We start from the raw sequence: 20,377 nt of genomic DNA on the forward strand, positions 1-20,377 counted from the left end.
GGCGGGGGCCTCGGGGTGCTTGAGGGGGTTGCCCTCATCACCGGGGTGATGGCTGCGGGGAAGTCGACGGTGGCGCATGTCCCCGGGGGGTGTGTTCCGGTGGATGATCGTCTCCGGGTACGAGGAGGCGTCCCCGGCGCGGGCGGTGCGGGGGAGTCCCAACTCCGCTTGCACCACCGGCTGTCGGCGGCGGACGCGTACACGTCGGCTGATCCACGACGATCGTCCAGGACGTGGTGCCGGGCGCGGAGTTGACGGCGTACGTCGACCTGATCCGCGCCCACCCAATTCCGCGCTGACCGTGGGGGAGACGGTGGACGCGATCGTCGAGGGGCGGGAACGTTCGCGGGTGGTCTGAGCGTCTGGTGAGTGGGGACGTTTAAGGACGTTTCCGCGCCCGTGAGGTGTTTTAGCAGGTCAGGGTCATTGTCAGTGGTGCCGCGTAGTGTTCTGGGCAGTGGGGACGACACGACCGGATCGCTGAGGCCGCGGGTCGCACGGGACACATCACGGGGAAGAGCACGGGGGAAGATTCATGCACGGGGGAGCCATGAGCACGATGGACGCCAGGTCCACGGCGATCACGATCACGTTGAGCGAGGACGACCTCGATCCGTACGTCACGCACGCCTCGACCCGCCGGTGGCTGACCGGCCCCGGACTGCCGGGCGACAGCGGCCTGTTGACCTTCGAGGAGCTGCGCAGGGAGGGCCTGCGGACGGTCGCGGACCGGCTGGGCGACCCTGACCCGCTCGCGGCGGAGCTCCGGGACCAGTTGGTGATAGGCGCGCTCAGGGGACCCGGCGGCGGAGAGGCGGAGTCGATCCTGCTCGACGGCGAGACGGGCGAGATCGCGACGACGTACTTCCTCCACGACCGCCCGGACCTGATGGAGGCCGGCCCGCTGGCCCCGTCGGTCGAGACGCTCACCCGCTTCACCACGACGACGGACGAACTGACGGGCCTGCGCGGCCAGTTCGCCTCCTACGAGGGCCGTCACGGGACCAAGACGGCGGCGGAGGCATCACGCCAGCTGCTCGCGGTGTTCGAGTCGGAGACGGACGGCGAGGTGCCCCCGTTCTGGAAGGCGGCGGCACTGATCCGCCCGCTGGCCCTCGTCGCCGGCCCCGGCACCACGTCGGGACTGACCCTCGACATCCCGGCCCGCCTGCTGGACCAGGAGTTCGGCCAGGGCACGGTCGCCCGCTTCGAGGACGTCGACTTCCCGGCCACCCTCACCCACGAACCGACCCGCCGCTTCCTGCGCGAGACGGGCCTGCCCGAGGACGCCTTCCTCGTCCAACTGGACACGGACGTCCCGCTCCCCACCCTCACCGAGTTCTACGAGGACGAGCCCGCCGAGCAACTCCCGCCCAGGGCCGACCACTTGATCCGACTCGGCTACCTGATGGAGGACAACAGCCTGGTGGTGGACGGCACGACGGGCGCGATCCTGACCTGGAGCGAGCCCGAGGCCACACTGTCCCCGCTGAACACGGACGTCTCGACCCTCGCCTTCACCCTCTGGCTGCTGCACCGGGAGAGGTCCCTCGACGCGGACCTGGCGGGCGAGCTGACGGCGGAGGCCTACGAGCAGTTGGCCACGACGATGCTCCAGACCTTGTCGGCGGTGGACCCGACAGGGACGGGAGCGCGGACCGCCGACTGGCACTACTGGACGGAGGCGTTCCAGGACGAGGCGGGCGGAGTGCTCTGAGCGGAGTGTTCTGAGCGGTGTCTCCTGTCACGAACAACCCCTTACTGCGGAATTCGTTCGCACCGGTATGAGGCGAGCGCTACCGTCCGCCTGACCGCGGCGACGCACGAGCCGCGACGGCGAGGGGAACCGGCATGGCGACCGAGCGCACAAGGACCGACCGACTGCACATACTCCTCGACCAGTTCGACAAGGCCCGGGAGATGGCCCAGGTCCGGCTGACGGGACTCGGTGACGAGGAGTACCTCTGGGAGCCGGCGCCCGACTGCTGGTCTCTGCGGCGCCGGAGCGAGGCGGTGACACCGAGGGCGTTCGGCCCGGGCGAGTGGGTGCTGGACCTGGGAGCACCGGACATCCCGGCGAGCGAGTACGCCGAGGTCGCCCGCCAGTCCGCCGAGGGCATGACCGTGGCCAAGATCGCCGAGGACTGGAGCGTGAGCGTCGAACGGGTCGAGCAGATCCTCGCCCACACCGGCGAACCGGAACCCGACACAACCCCGATCACGACCATCGCCTGGCGCCTGGGCCACCTGCACTTCGAGTTCGCGGGCGCGTGGGAGTGGACCTTCGGCGAGCGCCGCCAGGACCCGAAGCAGATGGTCGACTTCACACCCTCGGCGACCCAGGCCCTCGACCGCTTCTGGCCGGCGATCGACCGCTGGCGCGAGGCAATCGCCACGGTCACCGAAGCCCAGCTGGACACGGTCGGCTTCTCCCAATACCCCTACGGCTCCGACCCCGACGACCCGTACATCGCCGTACTGGCAGGCTCCAACCTCGGATTCATCCACCACATGGCGGAGATCGCACTGCTACGAGACCTGTGGCAAACCCGCCTCATGGCCAACGGGTAGCGCCGCCCTTCCGTTCTGCCTGGTCAGGCAGTTGGAGGCCGTGGCGGGAATCGAACCCGCGTAACTCGCTTTGCAGGTTTGTTGGTGCTAGTCAGGGCATGATCTGGACTCGTTCACCCGCGTTCATTCCCGTACGGACGCTAGGCCGCTTGAGGCGGAGTGAACGGCTCGGGACAGCTGCGTACGGCGATGAATGAGACGGAAACTGAGACGGCCGCCTCTGTCTCGCTTTGCTCAAGCGTGGTCGGTCAGAGCCTGAGCGACGACCTCTGCTCGGGAGACTACGAGCCGGGTGGGCACGGAGTGGCAGTACGTGGACGTTACCGGCGTGCGGCCGAGGGCAGCTCGACATGGTTCGCAACCGCCGGGACTAGCTACAGTGCTGCGCTCCTAGACACCTGCGGGCCTGGTCATATTGCCCCACGCCACATGGGTCCCGGTGAAAGTTGCGCCGTCGAAGATAGGTGCGCTGCTGCTGAACGTTGCTCCACCGAAGTAGACCCTGCCGGCGGTAAACGTTGCGCCTCTGAAGCTGACCTCGTCGCTGTTGAACGTTGCGCCGCTGAAAGAGACCTCGCCGCCGCTGAACGTTGCGCCGAGAAAGCTGACCCTGTCGCTGTTGAAAATCGCGCTACCGAAAGCGACTTCGCTGCCGCTGAACGTTCCGCCTCTGAAGCTGATCCTGCCGCTGCTGAACGTTGCGCCGACGAAACTGACTCTGCCGCTGCTGAACGTTGCGCCGACGAAGTTGACCCCGCCACTGAACGTTGCGCCACCGAAGAAGACTTCGGCGGCGGTAAACGTTGCGCCTCTGAAGCTGAGCCCGCTGCTGAACGTTGCGCCACCGAAAGCTACCTCGCCGCCGCTAAACGTTGCGCCCGTGAAGTCAACGGTGCTGCAGAACGTGCTGCCTGAAAGGTCACCGCCGTCAAATGTCGCGCCGGTGAAGTCGAAGTCACACGCACACCAGGAGGTGGGTGTGTCCGGGACGCGCAGGTGGTCGCGTATAACACGGATGATTGTGTGCCGTACTTGGCGTTCGCCTGCCTTATGCCCTGGTGCCGATGGGTCAGGCTCATAGGGCATGCGGAGGTAGGCACACAGGACATCGATGCAGACCTGTCGTTGTTCTTCCCAGTCATCGGCGAGGCGGGCGAGGGCGTAGACGCCAGCGAGGCGGACGGCAGCTTGGTCGTGGCCGAGCTGTTCGGCGGCCGTGGTGTAGCGGTCAGCAAGCTGGCTTGCGTCCGCGCGGTGTGCATCGCCCTCGGAGAGGAGTTGTTTGCGGTAGGCGTAGACGCCGGCGAGGACGGCACCGGTCAGGGTCAGAACGGTGACGGTCGTCTTGATGACGTCGTTGACGTTGACTGGCTTACGAGGGTTCTGGGTTTTGGCCGCGTGGGCGAGCAGGCCATACACGTAGTGGTAGAGGCCGAAGCTGAGGGCGCCGACGACCAGGAGGGCGAGCGGTGCCACGATCCAGACGGACCAGAGCTTAGGGGTGTACCTGCCGCGTGGAGCATTGCGCGGCCGCCGGCGTATCAGTGCCACGTCAGAAGCATGCGGCTGGGTGGCAGCCTGCGACAGTACTTTGACCAGATACCCCAGATGGGACAAGGCTGGGTCGGCAACAGCCGGACGCTCTGTCCGAGTTGTGTCCTCCGTGGCCGCTCATGCTTTGCAAGTTCGTCCGGGCTGGTCAGGACATCATCCGGACGCGTTCGCGGGCGTTCAATCCCGGACGAACTCTGTGGTTGCTGGATGGAGTGAACGGCGCTGTACAGCCTCATACGGCTATGAACGAGACGGAATGAGACGGGCGCGGGGAGCTCAAGCACAGTGGCTGGACGACCTCACCTCCTGGCACACAGCATCGAGAGTCGGTTCCGGGGTGCCAGCCCGCACCCTCTGCTCTTCGTCTCCGTCCAACCGCCGCCTATGCCGGACAACGTCGGCGGGCTGAGCGATGCCGCTCTTGGGTAGCTGGCACGTGCGCTAACGTTCCCGCAGCTGACGTCAGGGGGAGGTTCAGTTCGTGGCTCATCAGGATCGATCGCAAGGTAGTCCGGACGATGAAGAGGGCGAGCGGTTTGACCTGCGGCAAGAACTAACAAAAGTGAGGAGTGCCATTCGTCGTGAAGTCATTGAATGGTGGGCTTACAACCATGCCGAGGGTGTAGAGCCTGAGACTTCCCGCGAGGTTCTCGGTTTATGGCTGGAAGAGCAAAGCGAGAAGATTAGGGAGCTACCAGAAAAGAGAGTCAAGAGCCTGGCCGAAAAAGCTGAAATGCACGGACGGCAAGTCTGGTTACTGGATGGAATCGAACCCGAAGATATTCCTATAGTTGAAGATGCGGTTCGCTCTGCCCACTGGACAGATAATGCCCGGGCTAGCTGGTCGACTGTCTTTGAGGATTTCATGGATGAGCACCCGTCCATCTTTGGGGCATTGTCATTCTTGGTGCTTATTGTTTCTATGTGGGTAATAATGCTGTTGGTCGTGAGGAAGGATGACTTCTCGAAGTTTCCGGACCGAGGGGCGATCGTTATTGGGATTCTGGCTATCACCCTCTTCGTTATTCATGGTCGGATTCTTGTGATACTAGGTTTCGTGAATCTGAGACTGCCCAACGTGTGGCGGTGGATTGCGGCGGGATCTGCTCTTTACTTTGTGGTGCAAGACGGCTGGAGAAGCCACATTGTCGATTTGGTTTCGAAACACAAGAATTATGTCCCGGGGTTTTTTCGTAGCGCCATTGGGAGCGTCGATATCTGCGTTCTCTATGCACTCAAGGGGTTCGCGACGTTAACTCTAGTTGGAATATTCTTGTCTTTCCTTGATGATGTCAGGTATAAGGTGGGCCCAAAAGAGCCTGGCGATGCGGTGACCTCCGCGCGTATCCTCTTGGACCTTATGGAATTGGCCAAACTTTCCCAGGAAGCTCTCAGGCGTGAAAGCTTCAATGAGGGATTGAGGACGTATTTAACGAGTTCGGTCAGAGTTGAAATTATTAGGCATCTTGAAAAGGTCGCACAGACGGCAGAGGGGCGCTGGAAGAGGAGTCTGCGGGTGGGTGATGAAATTCCGGATGGGGCGATATCTGAAATCTGTGATGGGATAGCGGCAGCTGCTAGGAAATGGAAGGTGGTTGCGGCGACAGGGGGTGAGAAGTTGGCGGATATGAACCAGGCATTCGTGGCCGCGCTTATCGATGCGGCGAAGGGGAACTGGGAGCTGCTCGCGGTGGAAACTTCCGAAAAGGAATTGCTGCGACGTAAGCTATTTAGAATATCTCGCCATTTACTGGCTCTTGCGGTCATGGCTGGAACTTCCTACATAGTGCTGTTCGATCCATTCTCATGGTTTCGTGCGTCCGTCAGTCCAACCGTATCGTCGTTCGTACTTATGTTTGCTGCAATTGCCAGTGTGTCGATTGATCCAACTATTATGGAGCGACTAGGCAATGCCTCCAGAATCACAGGAGCTTTCGGAGGTAAGAAATGAATCCCCCGCGCTCTCGCGGTTGTGTGGTTGAACGTTCAGTACTAAAGGGTTCGGGTTCATTCAGTCGCAGCGACGCAGGCGTTACCCGGCGAGACCTCAACGTATGAGCTGGTAAGTGCAACACTTAGGGCATTGCAATGTGATGAGCACGGGCGAAGGAGAGAGAGTGTCGCAGGCGGCGAGTCCGCGCGGGACCTTCCAACAGATCGCGGCCGCGTTGAAGGCTCAGATTGACGATGACCAGGAGATGGCAGAACTACCCCCGGTCGCAGACCTCATAGACACGTATGCCGTCTCCCGTGGAGTGGTCCTCCGGGCGTTCCAGGCGCTGCGGAGGAGCGGTGACGCGGAGCCGGTACCTGGTGGGCGCTGGCGCGTAATCAGGCCAGGCGACGGGGCGGACCGTCGACCGCTTGAGGAGCGGATCGCGGCCGTCATCACGGATGATCGCCTGGAAGTCGGGGCACCGTTCCCTAGTGCGTCTACTCTCGCCACCAGGTTCGGAGCCTCACGCCCTACTGTGACAAAGGCGCTCGACAAGCTGGAGGTCGCCGGCGTGCTGGCGAGTGGAGGGCAAGGCAAGGTGCGGACCGTCCGCGCTGTGCCGAATCGAGAGGAGCGTTCCTAGCTTGTCGGAGCTGACGGAGTGGGCTTACCCCCTGGCTGAGTCCCTGCTGGCTGAGCCCCTGCCGCGTCGCTGGAAGCATTGCCTCGGTGTTGCTGAGCGGGCGCGCAGCATCGCGCTCATCCTTGGGGATGACGCCGAGCTGCTGGAAGCTGCGGCTGTGCTGCACGACATCGGTTACGCACCCGACCTCGCCAAGACCGGTTTCCATCCGCTCGACGGCGCCCGCTACCTGCGAGACGTGGCCAAAGCCGATGAGCGGGTCGTGCACCTGGTGGCGCATCACTCCTGCTCATGGATGGAGGCCGACGCGCGTGGCCTGCGCGACGAGTTGGAGGGGGAGTTCCCGCGTGAGAGCGCGCACCTGAACGACGCGCTCTGCTACTGCGACATGAACACGACGCCGGACGGCACCCCCACGAATCCCGTGGATCGGGTCAACGAGATTACGGGACGGTATGGGCCGGAGAGCCTGATCGGCACGTTCATCCGTCGCGCTGAACCCGAGATTCTGGCGAGTACGGGGCGTGTACTCGAAAGGGTCGCCGCTGCCAAGCGTCAGCCGATGTAGGGAGCCGGCCGGGTTCGGTCCATCGCGTGCTCGATACGCATCCGCATCGTGGGGTGGACGTCCAACTGCGCCAAGTCCGCTGGGTCAACCCAGCGGACTTGTGTCGTTTCGTTGCTCGTGCGCAGCTCACCGCCAACAGGCCGGGCGCGAAAGCAGATGCTGAACTGCTGGCGGACCTCGCCGTCGTCGTATTGCATAACGTGACCCGGGTCGGTGTAGATCCCCGACAGGTCGGCGACTTCGGCCTTGATGCCCGTCTCTTCCCAGACCTCTCGGACCACCGTGTCACTGATGGATTCGCCCACGTCGTGGCCACCGCCGGGAAGCGCCCAACGCCCGTTGTCAGATCTCTGAATCATCAGCACTTGGGCCGCGTCATTCTGTACGAACGCGACAACGGAGGGAACGACCGAGTTGGCCGACGGGGCGTCGGGGTCGTGTAGATAGTCGATGCGTCCCATGCTCAAGCTCCCGTGAAGTCGTCTTCCAGCACCTGGCGCGCGCCTCCCCAGGCTTGTTCGATGCTATTCGCATAGGTGTCGAAGAGCCCGCCGCCGGGCACTCGCCGCAGGTGCAGTACGGGAGCCATGTAGGCGCCGATGCCGTAGACGTGGGTGTTCACCAACATCTCGTCATCCGACCGGAAGAGCGAGTTGTACAGCGTCGCGTCGTGCAACCGGAAGTGGATATCCGGATGGCTGGTGAAGAGCGGGCGGTAGTTCATCAAGGCGTTGCGGATCTTGCCGTCCATGATCCGATGACCTTCGTCGATCCCGCGCTGCTGAACTGCTGGGCAGTCAGGATCACCGAGCAAGACCCGGATCTGAGCGGTCTCTTCAGCCTTCGCCTTGAGGAGGTCGATGAACTGAGGATCTTCCGACAGCCACAGTCCCGCGTAGACGAGGATGTCCAGCCGCAGCTTTGCCCGTCCGTACATCTCACGCCAGAGCCCTGCGGGCACCATGTGGCGGTGCGGATAGATGGTGACGATCTCCGCCTTGCTCATGTCCGCAGCGCTTTCGACGGCGCGGGAGTCGTCCCAAAGAGTCGTCACGTCGACCGCTAGGACTGACGCTGTCGCGTACTGGTGTCGCCGGTACGGAACCTTCCCCTGCGTGATCCAGCGTTCGACGGTCTTCGCGTTGACGTTGATGGCGTCGGCTAGATCCTGCACCGTCATGCCCTGCGACAACAGGGCTGACCGCAAGCGCTCGTTGGACATCTGCACTCCTGATGGGACGTCTAGGGACGTCTTGAAGGTACCTAGACGTCCCTGGGACGTCCACGTATGGGGTAACCAAGTCCCCTGACCTGGGGCGATTCTGATGGTGCGCCAAGAAGTCCCGGCGCAAAAACCAAGAGGTTCCGTCGATGCACTTGACGGACCCCTATGCAGTACCTGTAAAACAGGTACTGCATCGAGCGTTCGGAGGAAAGCCCGAGGGGGTGAGTACAAAGGCAGCGCCGGTTCCTTGAGAACTCAACAGAGTGCTTTGAGATCGACGGGGCTTGACCCCGTCCCCGTGGCGGCCGGGTGATGGCTGTCGGCCCCGGTATCCAGCCGTGAGGGTGCGGAATCGACTTCCGCCCGGGGTCACTTGGCCCGCCGCGACGTGCGGCGTTGGCCTCATCTCCGGACGCGGCGGCACTCCCGGACAAGGACAGCCCGCCGCGCCGGTCTCTATCCCGACGTAGCACGAGGAGAGATCCACCATGAGCATGCGCACCTACGTCGCCGGCCAAGAGGCCCATGGCGACTTGGAGTTCGCGGAACTGGCGCTCGGCATCGATGTCGAGCTGTTTCGTGGCCCGCTGAAGCCGGAGACGGCCAAGGAGCGGCGGGCCCGTAAGGACGCGGCCCGCGACATCCTGCGGGACCTGCGCGAGATGGGCGAGGCCGGTGACGAGGTCGCCGGTTGGGACGCCCTGTACGCCGACGCGCTGACCTGCACGGTGCCCTTCTTGCGCGCCGTTCGCGGTCACCGGCAGGGAACGGGGGAAGCGGCATGAACACCCCTCAGGCCCGCAAGCCCCTGACGAGCACTCAGAAGTTCGTATTGGGGTGCGCGTTCCTGCCGATGGTCGCCACGGGCGTGGTCGGTGGGATGGGCACGTACAGCAACATCGGTCACGCCTACGGCAAGGGCACCGCCCTGGGAGCGCTCGCTGCCGGCGAGGGCGCGACCGCCGTTCTGGCGCTGGTCCTGCTGGGACTGACCATGCTGGGACAGTCCTCCCCGCACGTCGTGCGCCTGGGGTTGTGGGCGCTGCCGGCCGCCGCGTCGGTCATGGCCGCGATGGCCGGTCCCGACGCGGGCCGTACCGTCATCTACGCCATCACCCCCATGGGCATGTGCGTGTCTGCTGAGGGCATGGCGTTCCTCGCGCGCCGCATCGTCGTCCACACCGACGGCCGTGACGCGGAGAGCGAGCGCAAGGCCGCCGCCGTAGTGCAGGCCCTCGCCTACCACCGCGCCCGTGCCGCCAACCACCCCGACACCAAGGTTCGGAAGCGGTCCGATCGCAAGTCGTGGCGCCTGGCGCGCAAGGTCGGCGTCGGTGACGTGGCCCTCGGATCGCGACTGCTGGACGTCCAGCGCGATCGGGTGACGGACGGCGCGGACGCGGCTCTGTCTGCCATGTTCGCCGGGATCGCGAATGCGGAGGAATCTACCGAGACCGAGAGGAATCGGTCTACGGCTGACCTGCCCGAATCGGCCCCCGAACCGATCACGGCAACGGTGGTTCGAGTGCCCGATGCGGTGGCGGTCGACTACGTGAAGTCGACTCTCCCGCTCAAGCCCGTACCGGCGATTGCCTCGCCGATCGACCCGGCGCTGGTCGAGTCGACCAGGCCTCGGGCGGTGGCGGCCGACGCCCCCCGATCCCGCCGGGCGACAGGCCGGGTCCCCGTGGTGGCCCGATCGCCCCGACCCAAGCGCACCGCCGATCAGTTGCTCGCTGAGGCGCGCACCGCGACGGCCGAATGGCCCGACACTCAGATCACCGCTGAGGGCATCCGCCGCACCGTCCGCACCTCGCCGGCGAACGCCCGCACCCTGCGAGACACGATCCTTGCCGAGCGCGCCAAGGTCGCGTGATGGCCGGGGCGTTCGGCAAGTGCTTCGACCCGAACGGCGCCCGCTTCGGGGTCCCCACCTACCCGTGGCGGTACGCCCCCGACGGCCTCGCGACCCGCCGTCAGCTCCGTGCGCGGGGCTTACGGCCGGGTGGCCAGCCGATCGCGGCGCAGGTTCTGCGTCCGCGCTACCGGCGCGGACCGCTGGTCGCCTATCTCTACCGCGTCGACTGTGCCAAGCCGGTACGGCCCATGACGCCGGCCAAGCGCGCTGCGCTCGCCAAGGCGATGTGCGCGCGCCGCACCTGCCCGCAGTGCCGCAAGGAAGCCGGATACGTCATCCCCACCTCGCTCGGAACCTGCGTGACCTGCGCCTATCCCGAGGAACAGCGCGCCGCCTGAAACACCCCAACTCCGGGTCCGGCCGCCCACCTTCCACAGCAAGCCGGCCGGACCCTTCGACTCCGTGAAGGAGCAGAAACCATCGTGACCGAGAACCCCCTGTACCCGCCCCCGGACGACCCGGAGAGCACCGACGAGCGGACGGCCGACGTGCTGCCGTTCCCGCTGAAGAAGAACCCCACCCCGCCCGCCACCCCTGCCGAGGCGGACGTGAAGCCGGGGGAGTGGGAGGCCGAACTCCCCGACACCGACGACCCCGAGGCCGACGGCCTTGCCGAGGGCGCCCCGGTCGACCCACCGCGCGAGGTCTACCCGCCCTCGGTAGCCGAGTGGATGGAGGCCAAGGACAAGGCCCGTCTGCCCGTCCTGCCGGACTGGGTGAAGCTGCCCGACCAGCGAACGGCGGTCCGCAAGTGGGCCGTTCGGCACTACTCGGCTGTGATCGGCTATCACGCCGTTCGCCTGCCGTGCATCTACACCCCGAAGGTGCTGTGGTACTCGCCGCGCGGCGCGTGGCGCTGGTCGACAGCGATCGGCCGGTGGGTGTTCGACGCGGAAGGCAAATCCCTGCGTCTGCACTCCGTGGCCAACGAGGACGCTGCCGACTACCTGAAGCTGTCGCGGCAGCGCAACGACCGCGTCCGCCTGCGGGGCATCGTGGCCACCCTCGCCGGGATCGTCGGCCTCGCCGCCACCCTGACCCTGTTCGTCATGGCCCCGTCCTGGCTGCTGCTGCTCGCCATGGCCACGCTGATGACGACGCTGGGTGTGGTCGGGGCGCCGGCGGACCGACCGCTGATCGATCTGGCCAAGGTGACCTTCCGCAAGCGCAAGCTGTCCTCGGACATCGTCATCCGCGCGCACGAGGTGTCCGGGCTGACCAGCAAGGACCAGAACATCGCCTTCCCGAGGCCGATCGGCCGTGACGGCGACGGATGGCGCGTGATCGTGGATCTGCCGTTCGGCAAGTCCTTCAAGGACGCGCTCAACGCTCACACCAAGCTCGCGTCGGGCATGGACATCGCCGCCACTCAGCTCTTCCTGGACAAGGACGAGACGAGCGAGCGCAGGGTGTCGTACTGGATCGCCGACCGCGACCCGCTCGCCGTTCCGTCCGGCAAGTCGCCGCTGCTGGGGGCGACCCGGGTGGACTTCTGGAAGCCGTTCCCGTGGGGTGTCGACGAGCGGGGCAACCCGGTCATGGCCACCATGCTGTGGCTGTCGCTGCTGGTCGGCGCCGTGCCCCGGCAGGGCAAGACGTTCTCTGCCCGGACGATCGCGCTCGCCGCCGCGTTGGACCCGTACGTGCGCCTGTACGTGTTCGACGGCAAGGCGTCACCGGACTGGCGCCGGTTCGCGCTGGTCGCCCACCGCATCGGATTCGGCATCGTGCCCAAGAACGGCATCGACCCGGTGGCGCATCTGCTGACCTCGCTGCGGGAGTTGAAGGCGGATGTCGAGGACCGCTACCACCGGCTCTCGGAACTGCCGCTGCACATCTGCCCCGAGGGCAAGCTGACCCCGGAGATCAGCCGGGACAAGAAGCTGAACATGCCCCTGACCCTGTTCGTGGTCGACGAGGTGCAGGAGTACTTGCAGCACCCCGAGCACGGCAAGGAGATCCTTTCCCTGCTCGTCTACCTCGCCCGGGTCGCCCCCGCAGTGGGCGTGTCGGTCATGACGTCCACGCAGAAGCCGGACGACAAGGCCTGCCCCTCCGAGCTGCGTGACCAGCACCAGGCGCGGTTCGCGCTGCGGGTCGGCGCCTACCAGGTCTCCGACACCATCCTTGGCGCCGGTTCGTACTCCGAGGGTCTGGACGCGTCCAAGCTGCTCAAGTCCCACAAGGGCGTCGGTCTACTCAAGGGCATGTCGGACGACTCCGGGATCGTGCGGACCTACCTCGCCGACGGCCGCGACGCCGAACGCATCCTGACCCGTGCCGCCGCGCTGCGCGAGGCGGAGGGCACGCTGTCCGGCGACGCGGCGGGCGAGGCTCCGGCCCCGGAGGTATCCGCGACGGTCCTGGACGACGTGGCGGCCGTGCTCGGCAAGGGCGAGGCCAAGGTGTGGTCGGAGACCATCGTCGACCGCCTCGCCGACCTGCGCCCCGACGTCTACGGCCCGTGGGCGGAGTTGGAGCCCAAGCCCAAGGCGGAAGCGCTCACCGCAGCGCTCAAGCCGTTCGGCGTGGCCACCGACCAGATCAGCCGCCGCATCGACGGACGGCAGGTCAACAAGCGCGGCATCAAGCGCGACGACCTCGCCGCCGCGATTACGCAGCGCAACGAAAAACGGGACGCCGGATAGGTCTCACAGCCTGCTACCGGTAGCGGCAGGCGTCGCTACCGGTAGCAACCCTGCTAGCGACCAAAACCAGGCCTGATCAGGTCGCTAGCAAGTAGAGGCCCACCTGCGGAAACCCTCAAAACCCCGCCTGAGAGGCCCCTGATGAGCCTTCCACTGCTCGCTATCGCCTGCCTACTTGCCATCGCTCTCTGTTACAGCGTCAAGTGCTGGCTGAGCCCGTTCGGCGACTGCCGCAAGTGCGCCGGCATGGGCCACGCCTTCAAGACCGACCGCAAGGGACGCGTCAAGCGCGGCAAGGACTGCCGCCGCTGCGACGCCACCGGCAAGCGCATACGCGTCGGCCGCTGGATCTACAACCGCGCCGCGCGCACCTACCGCGCTGGCACCCGCTGACTCCTCGGGAGGACCCATGACCCTCACCATCCCGCTCGTACTGCTGCTCGCCGTCGTGGCCGTGCTGCTGCTGCGCTTCAAGGCCGTCGGCTTCGGCGCGGCCGTCGTCATCGCGCTCTTCGGCTTCTACCTCGCCGGCAGCAGCGCGGCCGACACCGTCAACCATCTCGTCACCGCCGTGACCGACGCCATGCCCGGCATCGGCCGCTAGAAGGGAAACGGACGTGAACGAACCCACCGCATACCGCCCGAGCGGCCACCAGGTCGCGGCCGTGGAAGTCCACCGCCCCGCCCCGCTCACCCCCGCGCACACCGCGCCGCTCATGCCCGTGCAGCCTGGCGCCATCCCGTCCGTGACCAGCATCGTGCTGCCGGACGGCCGGGTCGTCACCGGCTACGCCATCGAGCCCGCCAAGCCCGAACCGGTCGCCGCCAAGCCGGCCGTCTCGCGCACGGCGGTGAACATCGCCCTCGGGGGTGTCGGGTTCCTCGCCGTCTGCGGCGGACTGCTCATGCTGACCGCGTTCATCACAGCCCTGACCGCGCTCATCACCCAGCTCATCACCCTCGCTGCCGTCATCTTCGGCGGCTGGATCGCCGTGCAGGTCTTCAGCGCGAGCGGCCACAGCGGCGGCAACACCTTCAACATCCGCAAGGCCGTCTTCAAGCGCAACCACTTCAACGGCTGAACAAGCAGGCAGGAGAGCCATGTTCGAGATCCGCGTCACCGCCGACCACCACCCCGAGCCGGGAGTGTGGCCGACGCCGGCAAAGGCGTACGCGCTCGCCCCGAGCATCATCAGCGAAATCGGCTGGACGTTCCGCACCGTCGCCGCCCGCGAGTGCTTCACGCAGATGGATCGGGAGTACTACCTCCGCAAAGCCGCGCTGCTCGATCGCATTGCCCTGCTGGACGAGCCCAACGAGCTGGACGGCGACGCCACCGAAACCGCAGAAGCCGCCGCCCTGTATCTGCTCGACATGGACCATGCGCCGGCGCATGCGACCAAGAACCCGCGCGGCTATGTCCGCCATGAGTACGCCCGTTGGGTCAAGACCAACTAGCTGCGCCCGAGGGCGGTGGCACTCCCGGACAAGGACAGCCCACCGCCCTCGGTCTCCGTATCCCGACGTTGCAGAACAGGAGACCTACAGCATGACCCAACCGCGTGTTTTCGGCGAGGGCCCTTCAGCCCCTGCCACCCGATCGGGGCGAGTGTCCCGGCCGCGTCTGCTGGATCTGTTCTCGTGTGCCGGCGGTGCCGCCATGGGCTACCACCGCGCCGGGATCGGCCGCGCCTACCTCGCCGGTGCGGGGACGCTGGGGGCGGTCGCATGAGCACCACGATCGCCCACCTGCGGACCGCGCTCGACCTCGCCGCGAACGGTATCCCGCCGCTGCCACTGCGAGCGGGGAAGGTTCCGTTCGGCAACTGCCGCACCTGCGCGAAGAACGCGTGCGGCGGCCGGCCGAACATGAAGACCCCTGGCCCCTGCACGTGCCCCGCTCCCTGCCACGCGTGGGCCGCCGCCGCCACTGACCCGCACGTTCTCAACTCCCCGCAGTGGTCTACCGCGTGGCGTCGGGCGGCGGCGGTCGCCTACCACCCCGGGGGCGCCGGGCTGACCGTCGTCGACCTGGACAACGCGGCGGCCATCGCATGGGCGCGCGCGGCGCTGCCCGCCACACGGATCGTGCCGACGACCCGGGGTGAGCACTGGATCTACCGGGGCGTCATGCCGTCCGCCAACGCCGTGCGGCCCGGCGTGGACGTCAAGTCCCTTATGGCGTACGCCCGTTGGCTTGGATGGGGCAGCGGCGCCATGGCCGCTCTCCCGGGCGCTGTGCGCGCTCTGGCACTAACGGACCCTTCTGCGGCCCGTAGGGCGCCACAGACCCTCTCAGCACCCTTGGGAGGCCAAAGCGGGGTGTGCCGCCACCGCTCGCCCGTGTTCCTGGACCGTGGCATCGCGATGGCGGAGCAGCAGATCACCGGCGCCCGGGAGGCGGTGCACGCAACCGTCTACCGCACGTTCCTCGCCGTGCTGTCCACGCACGGCCGGTGCGGCTGCCTCACGGACACGCACGCCGCCCGGCTGTTCACCGCCGCGCAGGCCAAGGGCGAAACGCCCCGGCACTGCACCGACGCGTGGACCAACGCCCTCACCACGTTGGGACTGTGACCATGGCTGACGACGAGAAGGCCCCCGCCCGCCAGATCATCACCGACTACGCGCAGGCCCATTTCCGCTACTTCCGCACCCCGGACGGGACCGTGTACGCGCAGAAGAACGGCCAGCCCATCGCCCGCCCGATCCGCTCCCAGGGCACCACCGGCAGCCACCGCCAGGAACTCATGGTCGGCCTCTACCGCGACGGACACGGCGCCTTCAACGGCAGTGCACTGAAAGAGGCATTGGACCTGATCGAAGCACTCGCGCTGACCGAGGACGTGCAGTCTGTGCACATCCGCGTCGCCCCCGGATTCGACGGGGCGACCTGGCTGGACCTGGGCCGCGATGACGGACGGTCCGTACGCATCCACCCGACCGGCTGGGACATCACCGTCCCCGACCCGCAGGAAGTGTGCTGGCGGCGCACCCAGCTCACCGGGGAACTCCCCCTGCCCGTCAAGGACACCAACGGCAAGGGCATCGACCTGCTGATGCGGCTGTGCAACTTCGCCGGCGCCGAGACCGAATGTCTGGCCATCGCGTGGCTGATCGGCTGCCTCGGTCCGTCCGTCCCGGTGCCCGCCCCGTTCCTCACTGGCCCCCAGGGCGCGGGGAAGTCCACCGGCGGACGGATGCTCGTGCGGATCATCGAAGGAATGAGCGGCGACCTGCGCCGGGCCCCGAAGGACGAAGAGAACCTCATCGCCGCCGTGGCAGCCGGATGGGTCACCGCCCTGGACAACCTCTCGCACATGTCGCCGGACCTGTCCGACGCCATGTGCTGCATCGTTACCGGGGCCGAGAGCGTCAAGCGCGCCCTGTTCACCGACGGGGACGTCTTCCGCGTCGGCTACCGCCGGCCGCTGCTGCTCACCGGGATCGATGTGGGAGTCATTCGGCCCGACCTCGCCGAACGCCTGCTCCCGCTCCGTTTGGAGCGGCCCCGCGTGCGGCGGACCGAGGCGGAACTGTGGGCGGAGTACAAGGAAGTGCTGCCCGTCGTGCTCGGGTCTCTGCTGGACCTCACGGTCAGGGTCCGCGCGGCGCAGGCGGAGACTCCCACCGACCTGCGCATGGCGGACTTCGCGCACCTGTGCGCGCAGTTCGACGCGGCCACCGGGCTCGGCGCTCTGGCTGCGTACCGGGCCCGGCTGGATGATCTGAACGACGACGTGATCGAGGGCGACCTGTTGGCACAGACCGTCCTCAAGCACGCCGACACCATCGAGCCGGGCGCGGCGCAGCGGATGCCGGCCACGGAGTGGCTGCACTGTCTCAGCCAGTGCTACAGCGGCGACGACTGCCGCTCGCTGCCCAAGGGGTGGCCGACCACGGGCAAGGTGCTCTCCGACCGACTCAAGCGCCTACAGCCCACTCTCGCCGCGCGGGGTGTGCTCATCGATTCGGGCCGCACCAGTCAGGGCCGGTACCTGGAAATGACCCGCCCCGCCTCGGCACCCCTGCACGAGCAGCAACGGATGCTCTGACCGTGATCCCGCGCTCGCGCGGACAAGCAAGAGGAGCACCATCGCGCCTCGCCGCCCGGTGCTCCTCTTGCTGTTCGGTGCGTCAGCACCGCCCCAAGGACGTGCCGCGCAGCGGCTCCTTCTTCGCGTTCTGAGCGGCACCGCACTACGACAGACACCCCCTTCGTTTGTCCTAAGAGGGAAGACGCTGCGTCATCTGCGTCACGCGAGACGGGAAACGGCACCTGACCTGCGGCTACATCCGTGACGCAGACGGCCACTCCTGCGTCATCCTGCGTCATCTGCGTCATGGACCCCGTCACGGATGACGCAGCCCATGACGCATCCATGACGCAGGTCTCGGCACCCGCGTCACCTAAAACAGCAGGTCAAAAGCCTGAATGACGCTGGCGACGCAATGACGCAGAAATGCACGCCTCGGACAGACGCGCCATTCGCCACCTCCGCAAGGCCCCCCAAGTCCGCTCCTCGCCCCCTGGGAGATCTCCGCATGGACACGGCCCCTGCCAACCCATTCGACAACACCCTCGTACTCCTCAAGGTCGAAGAGGCCGCCCGCCGCCTACGAATTGGCCGCACCACCTGCTTCCAGCTCATCCGCACCGGACAACTGGAGTCCGTCATGGTCGGTGGACTCCGGCGCATCCCCGCCGACGCGCCGGCCGCGTACGTGACCCGACTCCGCACCGCCCACCAAGCCGCTTGACGACGCCCGGGGCGGCGGCACTCCCGGACAGGACAGCCCGCCGCCCTGGTCTCCATCCCGACACACAAGAAACAGGAGTCTGCCTGTGGCAGAGGACAAGAAGAAGCGCACTCGGCAGCCCAACGGCCGAAGCTCGATCTACTTCGGTAAGGACGGCAAATGGCACGGCCGCGTCACCGTCGGCGTCCGCGACGACGGCACGCCGGACCGCCGACATGTCGAGCGCAAGACGCGCGCCGAAGTGACGGCCGCTGTAAGCGAGTTGGAGAAGCAGCGTGACGCCAAGACCGTGCGGAAACCCGGCAAGGCGTGGACGGTCAAGGCGTGGCTGACGCACTGGGTTGAGAACGTCGCGCCCCTCGCCGTCAACGACAACACGATGGTCGGGTACCGCGTGGCCGTTCGGAAGCACCTCGTTCCCGGCTTGGGGGCTCACCGTCTCGACAGGCTCAAGCCCGAACACATCGAGGTGTTCTACGCCAAGATGCAGGCCAACGGCAGTAAGCCCGCGACCGCTCACCAGGTGCACCGGACCTTCCGCACCGCGCTCAACGAGGCTGTGCGGCGGGGGCATCTCGGCAAGAACCCGGTGCAGTTGGCCAAGGCGCCCAAGACGGGGGATCACGAGGTGGAGCCCTACACCGTCCAAGAGGTGCAGCGGCTGTTGAAGGCTGCTGACCAACAGCGCAACTCCGCACGGTGGGCCGTCGCCCTCGCCCTCGGACTTCGTCAAGGGGAGGTGCTGGGACTGAAGTGGGATGACGTGGATCTCGCCGGTGGGTTCCTCGTTGTTCGGCGTAGTCGCCACCGGCCTCAGTACGCCCACGGGTGCCCCGAGCCCTGCGGACGCAAGGCCGCCGGGTACTGCCCGCAGAAACGACGGATCAACCCGGAGTTGTCCGTCACCAAGTCGCGCGCCGGCCGCCGGGCGGTCGGACTCCCCGAACAGCTCGTTGACCTACTCCGTGTTCATCTCAAGGGGCAGGAAGTCGAGCGGGAGGCGGCCGGGAAGCGGTGGGTTGAGAACGGGTTGGTGTTTCCAGACGAGCACGGCCGTAGCCCGTCCCACCGTCGGGACTGGGCAGAGTGGAAGGCTCTTCTCGCAGAGGCGAAGGTGCGGGATGGACGTCTGCACGATGCGCGTCACACGGCCGCCACGGTTCTTTTGATCCTCGGTGTACCTGAGCGTGCCGTCATGGGCCTCATGGGTTGGTCGACCACGGCCATGGCCGCCCGCTATCAGCACATGGTGGACGCCGTCCGGACGGATATCGCGAGGCAGTTGGACGGCCTGATTTGGCAGTCCGATGTGCTCCGGGCGGCGGACGACGGTGATGAGGGCATGTCCTAACAAGTGAACTTGTCCCTCGAATGGCTTAGTTGTCCGATACCATAGTTTCAGTCGCCGTCTCCCGCATTCGGGAGCAGACGTGTGTCGCCGTCGCCCCTTGGGGTGCTGACACAAAAGAAGTCGCCGTCGCCCCCACTGGGGCGCTGACATCAAAGGGAGAAACCTTGCCCAGCAAGGACTACAGCTACAACATTCCGGACCACCCGATTGAGTACATGAAGGTGGACCCGACGACCATCAAGTTCGACCCCCGCGCGCAGCGCAACCTCAACAAGGTCCGCGCGCGGGCCATCGCTGAGAAGCTGGTTCCCACCGCTCTCGGGACGCCGATTCTCTCGGCGCGCGAGGACGGGCTGTACGCCGTGGACGGGATGCACCGGGTCTATGCCTGCCAGCTCATTTTGGCTGGTGAGGTCTCGGTTGCGAAGTCAGTTCGAGAGGCTGTCCAGAGCATCACCTGCGAGGTTCACTCCGACCTCTCGATGGCCAATGAGGCCTCGCTGTTCATCATCAAGAACAAGGAGTCTTCGAAGGTCGGCCCGAACGACGAGTTCAGGATCGGTTTGTTGGCCGGGCACCCGCTCTTCCAGGACACCAACGACGTTTTGGAGAAGCACCAGCTCAAGGTTGGCAGCAGCTCCGCCAACGGCGTGCGTGGCATCAAGGGAATCCTCAGCATCGTGATGGACCACGGCCCTGAGATCCTGGACCAGTCGCTCACTGTCGCCGAGGGCGCCTGGGGCCGTGTCCCCGACACCTGGCACGCCGTGACCATCGGAGGCATCGCCACGGTGATCTCCAAGCACCCTGAGTTGAAGCGCACGGAGCTGTCCGAGAAGCTCAAGCGCCAGGGTGACCCCACTTCCTTCAAGGCCAAGATTCAGACCATCGCCACCAACAACAACACGCGCGCCGATGGCACCAAGGGTCGTCTCAAGGCGGCGCACTTGGCTGTTGCCTCCGCGTGGAATGCGAACCGCCGTGGCAACGTCAACCGCATCCCCCTCCCGAACATCTTCGAGTAGTCCCAGCTGACGTGGTGCCTCGCCTTTACCTTCGGTACGGGGCATCACGCATTCCTTGCTCATATCCGTCAACTGATGAAGGGGCGCACGTCCCGGCCCCGAAGCGGCGCCCGGTCGGCAACAAGTAAGCCACCCGCTGTAAGTCGTAGATAAATAAATCCTGGGAGGGAATTAATC

The 20,377-nt window shown here is 66.2% G+C and carries 22 protein-coding genes; 19 read left to right on the forward strand and 3 right to left on the reverse strand.

The genetic code is table 11. The features are described 5' to 3' along the window. The first annotated feature begins 550 nt into the window (after nt 1-550). Both ABZT04_RS29060 and ABZT04_RS29065 read left to right on the forward strand, forming a co-directional pair. Nucleotides 551-1,717: an SUKH-4 family immunity protein gene (locus ABZT04_RS29060; protein ID WP_356059932.1), complete on the forward strand. Its 1,167-nt coding sequence runs from the start codon at nt 551-553 to the stop codon at nt 1,715-1,717. A 134-nt stretch (nt 1,718-1,851) separates the two neighbouring features. Further along, nucleotides 1,852-2,571, forward strand: a complete 720-nt coding sequence (locus ABZT04_RS29065) for a DinB family protein (protein WP_356059933.1) — start codon at nt 1,852-1,854, stop codon at nt 2,569-2,571. Nucleotides 2,572-2,961: 390 nt separating this feature from the next. On the opposite strand, the gene ABZT04_RS29070 is transcribed toward ABZT04_RS29065, so the two are convergent. Next, nucleotides 2,962-4,122, reverse strand: a complete 1,161-nt coding sequence (locus ABZT04_RS29070) for a pentapeptide repeat-containing protein (RefSeq protein WP_356059934.1) — start codon at nt 4,120-4,122, stop codon at nt 2,962-2,964. Between the two features lie 484 nt (nt 4,123-4,606). On the opposite strand from ABZT04_RS29070, the gene ABZT04_RS29075 reads away from it, so the two are divergent. From ABZT04_RS29075 to ABZT04_RS29085, 3 genes are all read left to right on the forward strand, one after another. After that, nucleotides 4,607-6,076 carry a hypothetical protein gene (locus ABZT04_RS29075; RefSeq protein ID WP_356059935.1) on the forward strand — a complete coding sequence of 490 codons (1,470 nt, stop codon included), beginning with the start codon at nt 4,607-4,609 and terminating at the stop codon, nt 6,074-6,076. A 247-nt stretch (nt 6,077-6,323) separates the two neighbouring features. Further along, complete coding sequence (locus tag ABZT04_RS29080; protein ID WP_356059958.1) at nt 6,324-6,704, forward strand: GntR family transcriptional regulator; 381 nt, start codon at nt 6,324-6,326, stop codon at nt 6,702-6,704. Between the two features lies 1 nt (nt 6,705). Next, nucleotides 6,706-7,272, forward strand: a complete 567-nt coding sequence (locus tag ABZT04_RS29085; RefSeq protein ID WP_356059936.1) for an HD domain-containing protein — start codon at nt 6,706-6,708, stop codon at nt 7,270-7,272. On the opposite strand, the gene ABZT04_RS29090 is transcribed toward ABZT04_RS29085, so the two are convergent. Together ABZT04_RS29090 and ABZT04_RS29095 are read right to left on the reverse strand one after the other, a co-directional pair. After that, nucleotides 7,260-7,733 carry an NUDIX domain-containing protein gene (locus ABZT04_RS29090; protein WP_356059937.1) on the reverse strand — a complete coding sequence of 158 codons (474 nt, stop codon included), beginning with the start codon at nt 7,731-7,733 and terminating at the stop codon, nt 7,260-7,262. The genes ABZT04_RS29085 and ABZT04_RS29090 overlap by 13 nt on opposite strands. A gap of 2 nt (nt 7,734-7,735) precedes the next feature. After that, complete coding sequence (locus tag ABZT04_RS29095; protein ID WP_356059938.1) at nt 7,736-8,494, reverse strand: helix-turn-helix transcriptional regulator; 759 nt, start codon at nt 8,492-8,494, stop codon at nt 7,736-7,738. A 497-nt stretch (nt 8,495-8,991) separates the two neighbouring features. Here ABZT04_RS29095 and ABZT04_RS29100 point away from each other — a divergent pair, with 497 nt between their 5' ends. From ABZT04_RS29100 to ABZT04_RS29165, 14 genes are all read left to right on the forward strand, one after another. Next, nucleotides 8,992-9,282 (forward strand): hypothetical protein, encoded by a 291-nt coding sequence (locus ABZT04_RS29100; protein ID WP_356059959.1) that lies wholly within the window; start codon nt 8,992-8,994, stop codon nt 9,280-9,282. Then, on the forward strand, nt 9,279-10,373 hold the full coding sequence (locus ABZT04_RS29105; RefSeq protein ID WP_356059939.1) for a conjugal transfer protein: 1,095 nt from the start codon (nt 9,279-9,281) through the stop codon (nt 10,371-10,373). The genes ABZT04_RS29100 and ABZT04_RS29105 overlap by 4 nt, the downstream gene beginning before the upstream one ends. Continuing rightward, complete coding sequence (locus ABZT04_RS29110) at nt 10,373-10,753, forward strand: RRQRL motif-containing zinc-binding protein (protein ID WP_356059940.1); 381 nt, start codon at nt 10,373-10,375, stop codon at nt 10,751-10,753. The genes ABZT04_RS29105 and ABZT04_RS29110 overlap by 1 nt, the downstream gene beginning before the upstream one ends. Before the next feature lie 84 nt (nt 10,754-10,837). After that, nucleotides 10,838-13,063, forward strand: a complete 2,226-nt coding sequence (locus tag ABZT04_RS29115) for a cell division protein FtsK (protein ID WP_356059941.1) — start codon at nt 10,838-10,840, stop codon at nt 13,061-13,063. Between the two features lie 141 nt (nt 13,064-13,204). Beyond that, on the forward strand, nt 13,205-13,456 hold the full coding sequence (locus tag ABZT04_RS29120) for a hypothetical protein (RefSeq protein WP_356059942.1): 252 nt from the start codon (nt 13,205-13,207) through the stop codon (nt 13,454-13,456). Between the two features lie 16 nt (nt 13,457-13,472). Continuing rightward, complete coding sequence (locus tag ABZT04_RS29125; RefSeq protein ID WP_356059943.1) at nt 13,473-13,667, forward strand: hypothetical protein; 195 nt, start codon at nt 13,473-13,475, stop codon at nt 13,665-13,667. Nucleotides 13,668-13,680: 13 nt separating this feature from the next. Continuing rightward, a complete protein-coding gene (locus tag ABZT04_RS29130) occupies nt 13,681-14,145 on the forward strand; it encodes a hypothetical protein (RefSeq protein WP_356059944.1) in 465 nt (154 codons plus the stop codon). A 19-nt stretch (nt 14,146-14,164) separates the two neighbouring features. Then, a complete protein-coding gene (locus ABZT04_RS29135; RefSeq protein ID WP_356059945.1) occupies nt 14,165-14,521 on the forward strand; it encodes a hypothetical protein in 357 nt (118 codons plus the stop codon). Nucleotides 14,522-14,672: 151 nt separating this feature from the next. Beyond that, the gene (locus tag ABZT04_RS29140) at nt 14,673-14,795 is read left to right on the forward strand and encodes a hypothetical protein (protein ID WP_356059946.1); all 123 of its coding nucleotides are present in this window, start codon (nt 14,673-14,675) and stop codon (nt 14,793-14,795) included. Beyond that, a complete protein-coding gene (locus ABZT04_RS29145) occupies nt 14,792-15,640 on the forward strand; it encodes a bifunctional DNA primase/polymerase (RefSeq protein ID WP_356059947.1) in 849 nt (282 codons plus the stop codon). The genes ABZT04_RS29140 and ABZT04_RS29145 overlap by 4 nt, the downstream gene beginning before the upstream one ends. Nucleotides 15,641-15,642: 2 nt before the next feature. Next, nucleotides 15,643-17,118: an ATP-binding protein gene (locus ABZT04_RS29150; RefSeq protein ID WP_356059948.1), complete on the forward strand. Its 1,476-nt coding sequence runs from the start codon at nt 15,643-15,645 to the stop codon at nt 17,116-17,118. Between the two features lie 490 nt (nt 17,119-17,608). Then, the gene (locus tag ABZT04_RS29155; protein WP_356059949.1) at nt 17,609-17,824 is read left to right on the forward strand and encodes an excisionase family DNA-binding protein; all 216 of its coding nucleotides are present in this window, start codon (nt 17,609-17,611) and stop codon (nt 17,822-17,824) included. An 85-nt stretch (nt 17,825-17,909) separates the two neighbouring features. Further along, nucleotides 17,910-19,175, forward strand: a complete 1,266-nt coding sequence (locus tag ABZT04_RS29160; RefSeq protein WP_356059950.1) for a site-specific integrase — start codon at nt 17,910-17,912, stop codon at nt 19,173-19,175. 164 nt (nt 19,176-19,339) lie between these two features. Continuing rightward, the gene (locus tag ABZT04_RS29165) at nt 19,340-20,200 is read left to right on the forward strand and encodes a DUF6551 family protein (protein WP_356059951.1); all 861 of its coding nucleotides are present in this window, start codon (nt 19,340-19,342) and stop codon (nt 20,198-20,200) included. Nucleotides 20,201-20,377 lie beyond the last annotated feature (177 nt).

The organism is Streptomyces sp. NPDC005492, assembly GCF_040605995.1.
GTDB lineage: Bacteria > Actinomycetota > Actinomycetes > Streptomycetales > Streptomycetaceae > Streptomyces.

Excerpts from the sequence above, each read along its gene's own strand:
- ABZT04_RS29080 (WP_356059958.1), top strand. The coding sequence starts at position 6,324 with ATGGCAGAACTACCCCCGGTCGCAGACCTCATAGACACGTATGCCGTC.
- ABZT04_RS29100 (WP_356059959.1), top strand. The coding sequence starts at position 8,992 with ATGCGCACCTACGTCGCCGGCCAAGAGGCCCATGGCGACTTGGAGTTC.
- ABZT04_RS29135 (WP_356059945.1), top strand. The coding sequence starts at position 14,165 with ATGTTCGAGATCCGCGTCACCGCCGACCACCACCCCGAGCCGGGAGTG.
- ABZT04_RS29145 (WP_356059947.1), top strand. The coding sequence starts at position 14,792 with ATGAGCACCACGATCGCCCACCTGCGGACCGCGCTCGACCTCGCCGCG.
- ABZT04_RS29110 (WP_356059940.1), top strand. The coding sequence starts at position 10,373 with ATGGCCGGGGCGTTCGGCAAGTGCTTCGACCCGAACGGCGCCCGCTTC.
- ABZT04_RS29065 (WP_356059933.1), top strand. The coding sequence starts at position 1,852 with ATGGCGACCGAGCGCACAAGGACCGACCGACTGCACATACTCCTCGAC.
- ABZT04_RS29105 (WP_356059939.1), top strand. The coding sequence starts at position 9,279 with ATGAACACCCCTCAGGCCCGCAAGCCCCTGACGAGCACTCAGAAGTTC.
- ABZT04_RS29095 (WP_356059938.1), bottom strand. The coding sequence starts at position 8,494 with ATGTCCAACGAGCGCTTGCGGTCAGCCCTGTTGTCGCAGGGCATGACG.
- ABZT04_RS29060 (WP_356059932.1), top strand. The coding sequence starts at position 551 with ATGAGCACGATGGACGCCAGGTCCACGGCGATCACGATCACGTTGAGC.
- ABZT04_RS29150 (WP_356059948.1), top strand. The coding sequence starts at position 15,643 with ATGGCTGACGACGAGAAGGCCCCCGCCCGCCAGATCATCACCGACTAC.
- ABZT04_RS29120 (WP_356059942.1), top strand. The coding sequence starts at position 13,205 with ATGAGCCTTCCACTGCTCGCTATCGCCTGCCTACTTGCCATCGCTCTC.
- ABZT04_RS29125 (WP_356059943.1), top strand. The coding sequence starts at position 13,473 with ATGACCCTCACCATCCCGCTCGTACTGCTGCTCGCCGTCGTGGCCGTG.
- ABZT04_RS29155 (WP_356059949.1), top strand. The coding sequence starts at position 17,609 with ATGGACACGGCCCCTGCCAACCCATTCGACAACACCCTCGTACTCCTC.
- ABZT04_RS29090 (WP_356059937.1), bottom strand. The coding sequence starts at position 7,733 with ATGGGACGCATCGACTATCTACACGACCCCGACGCCCCGTCGGCCAAC.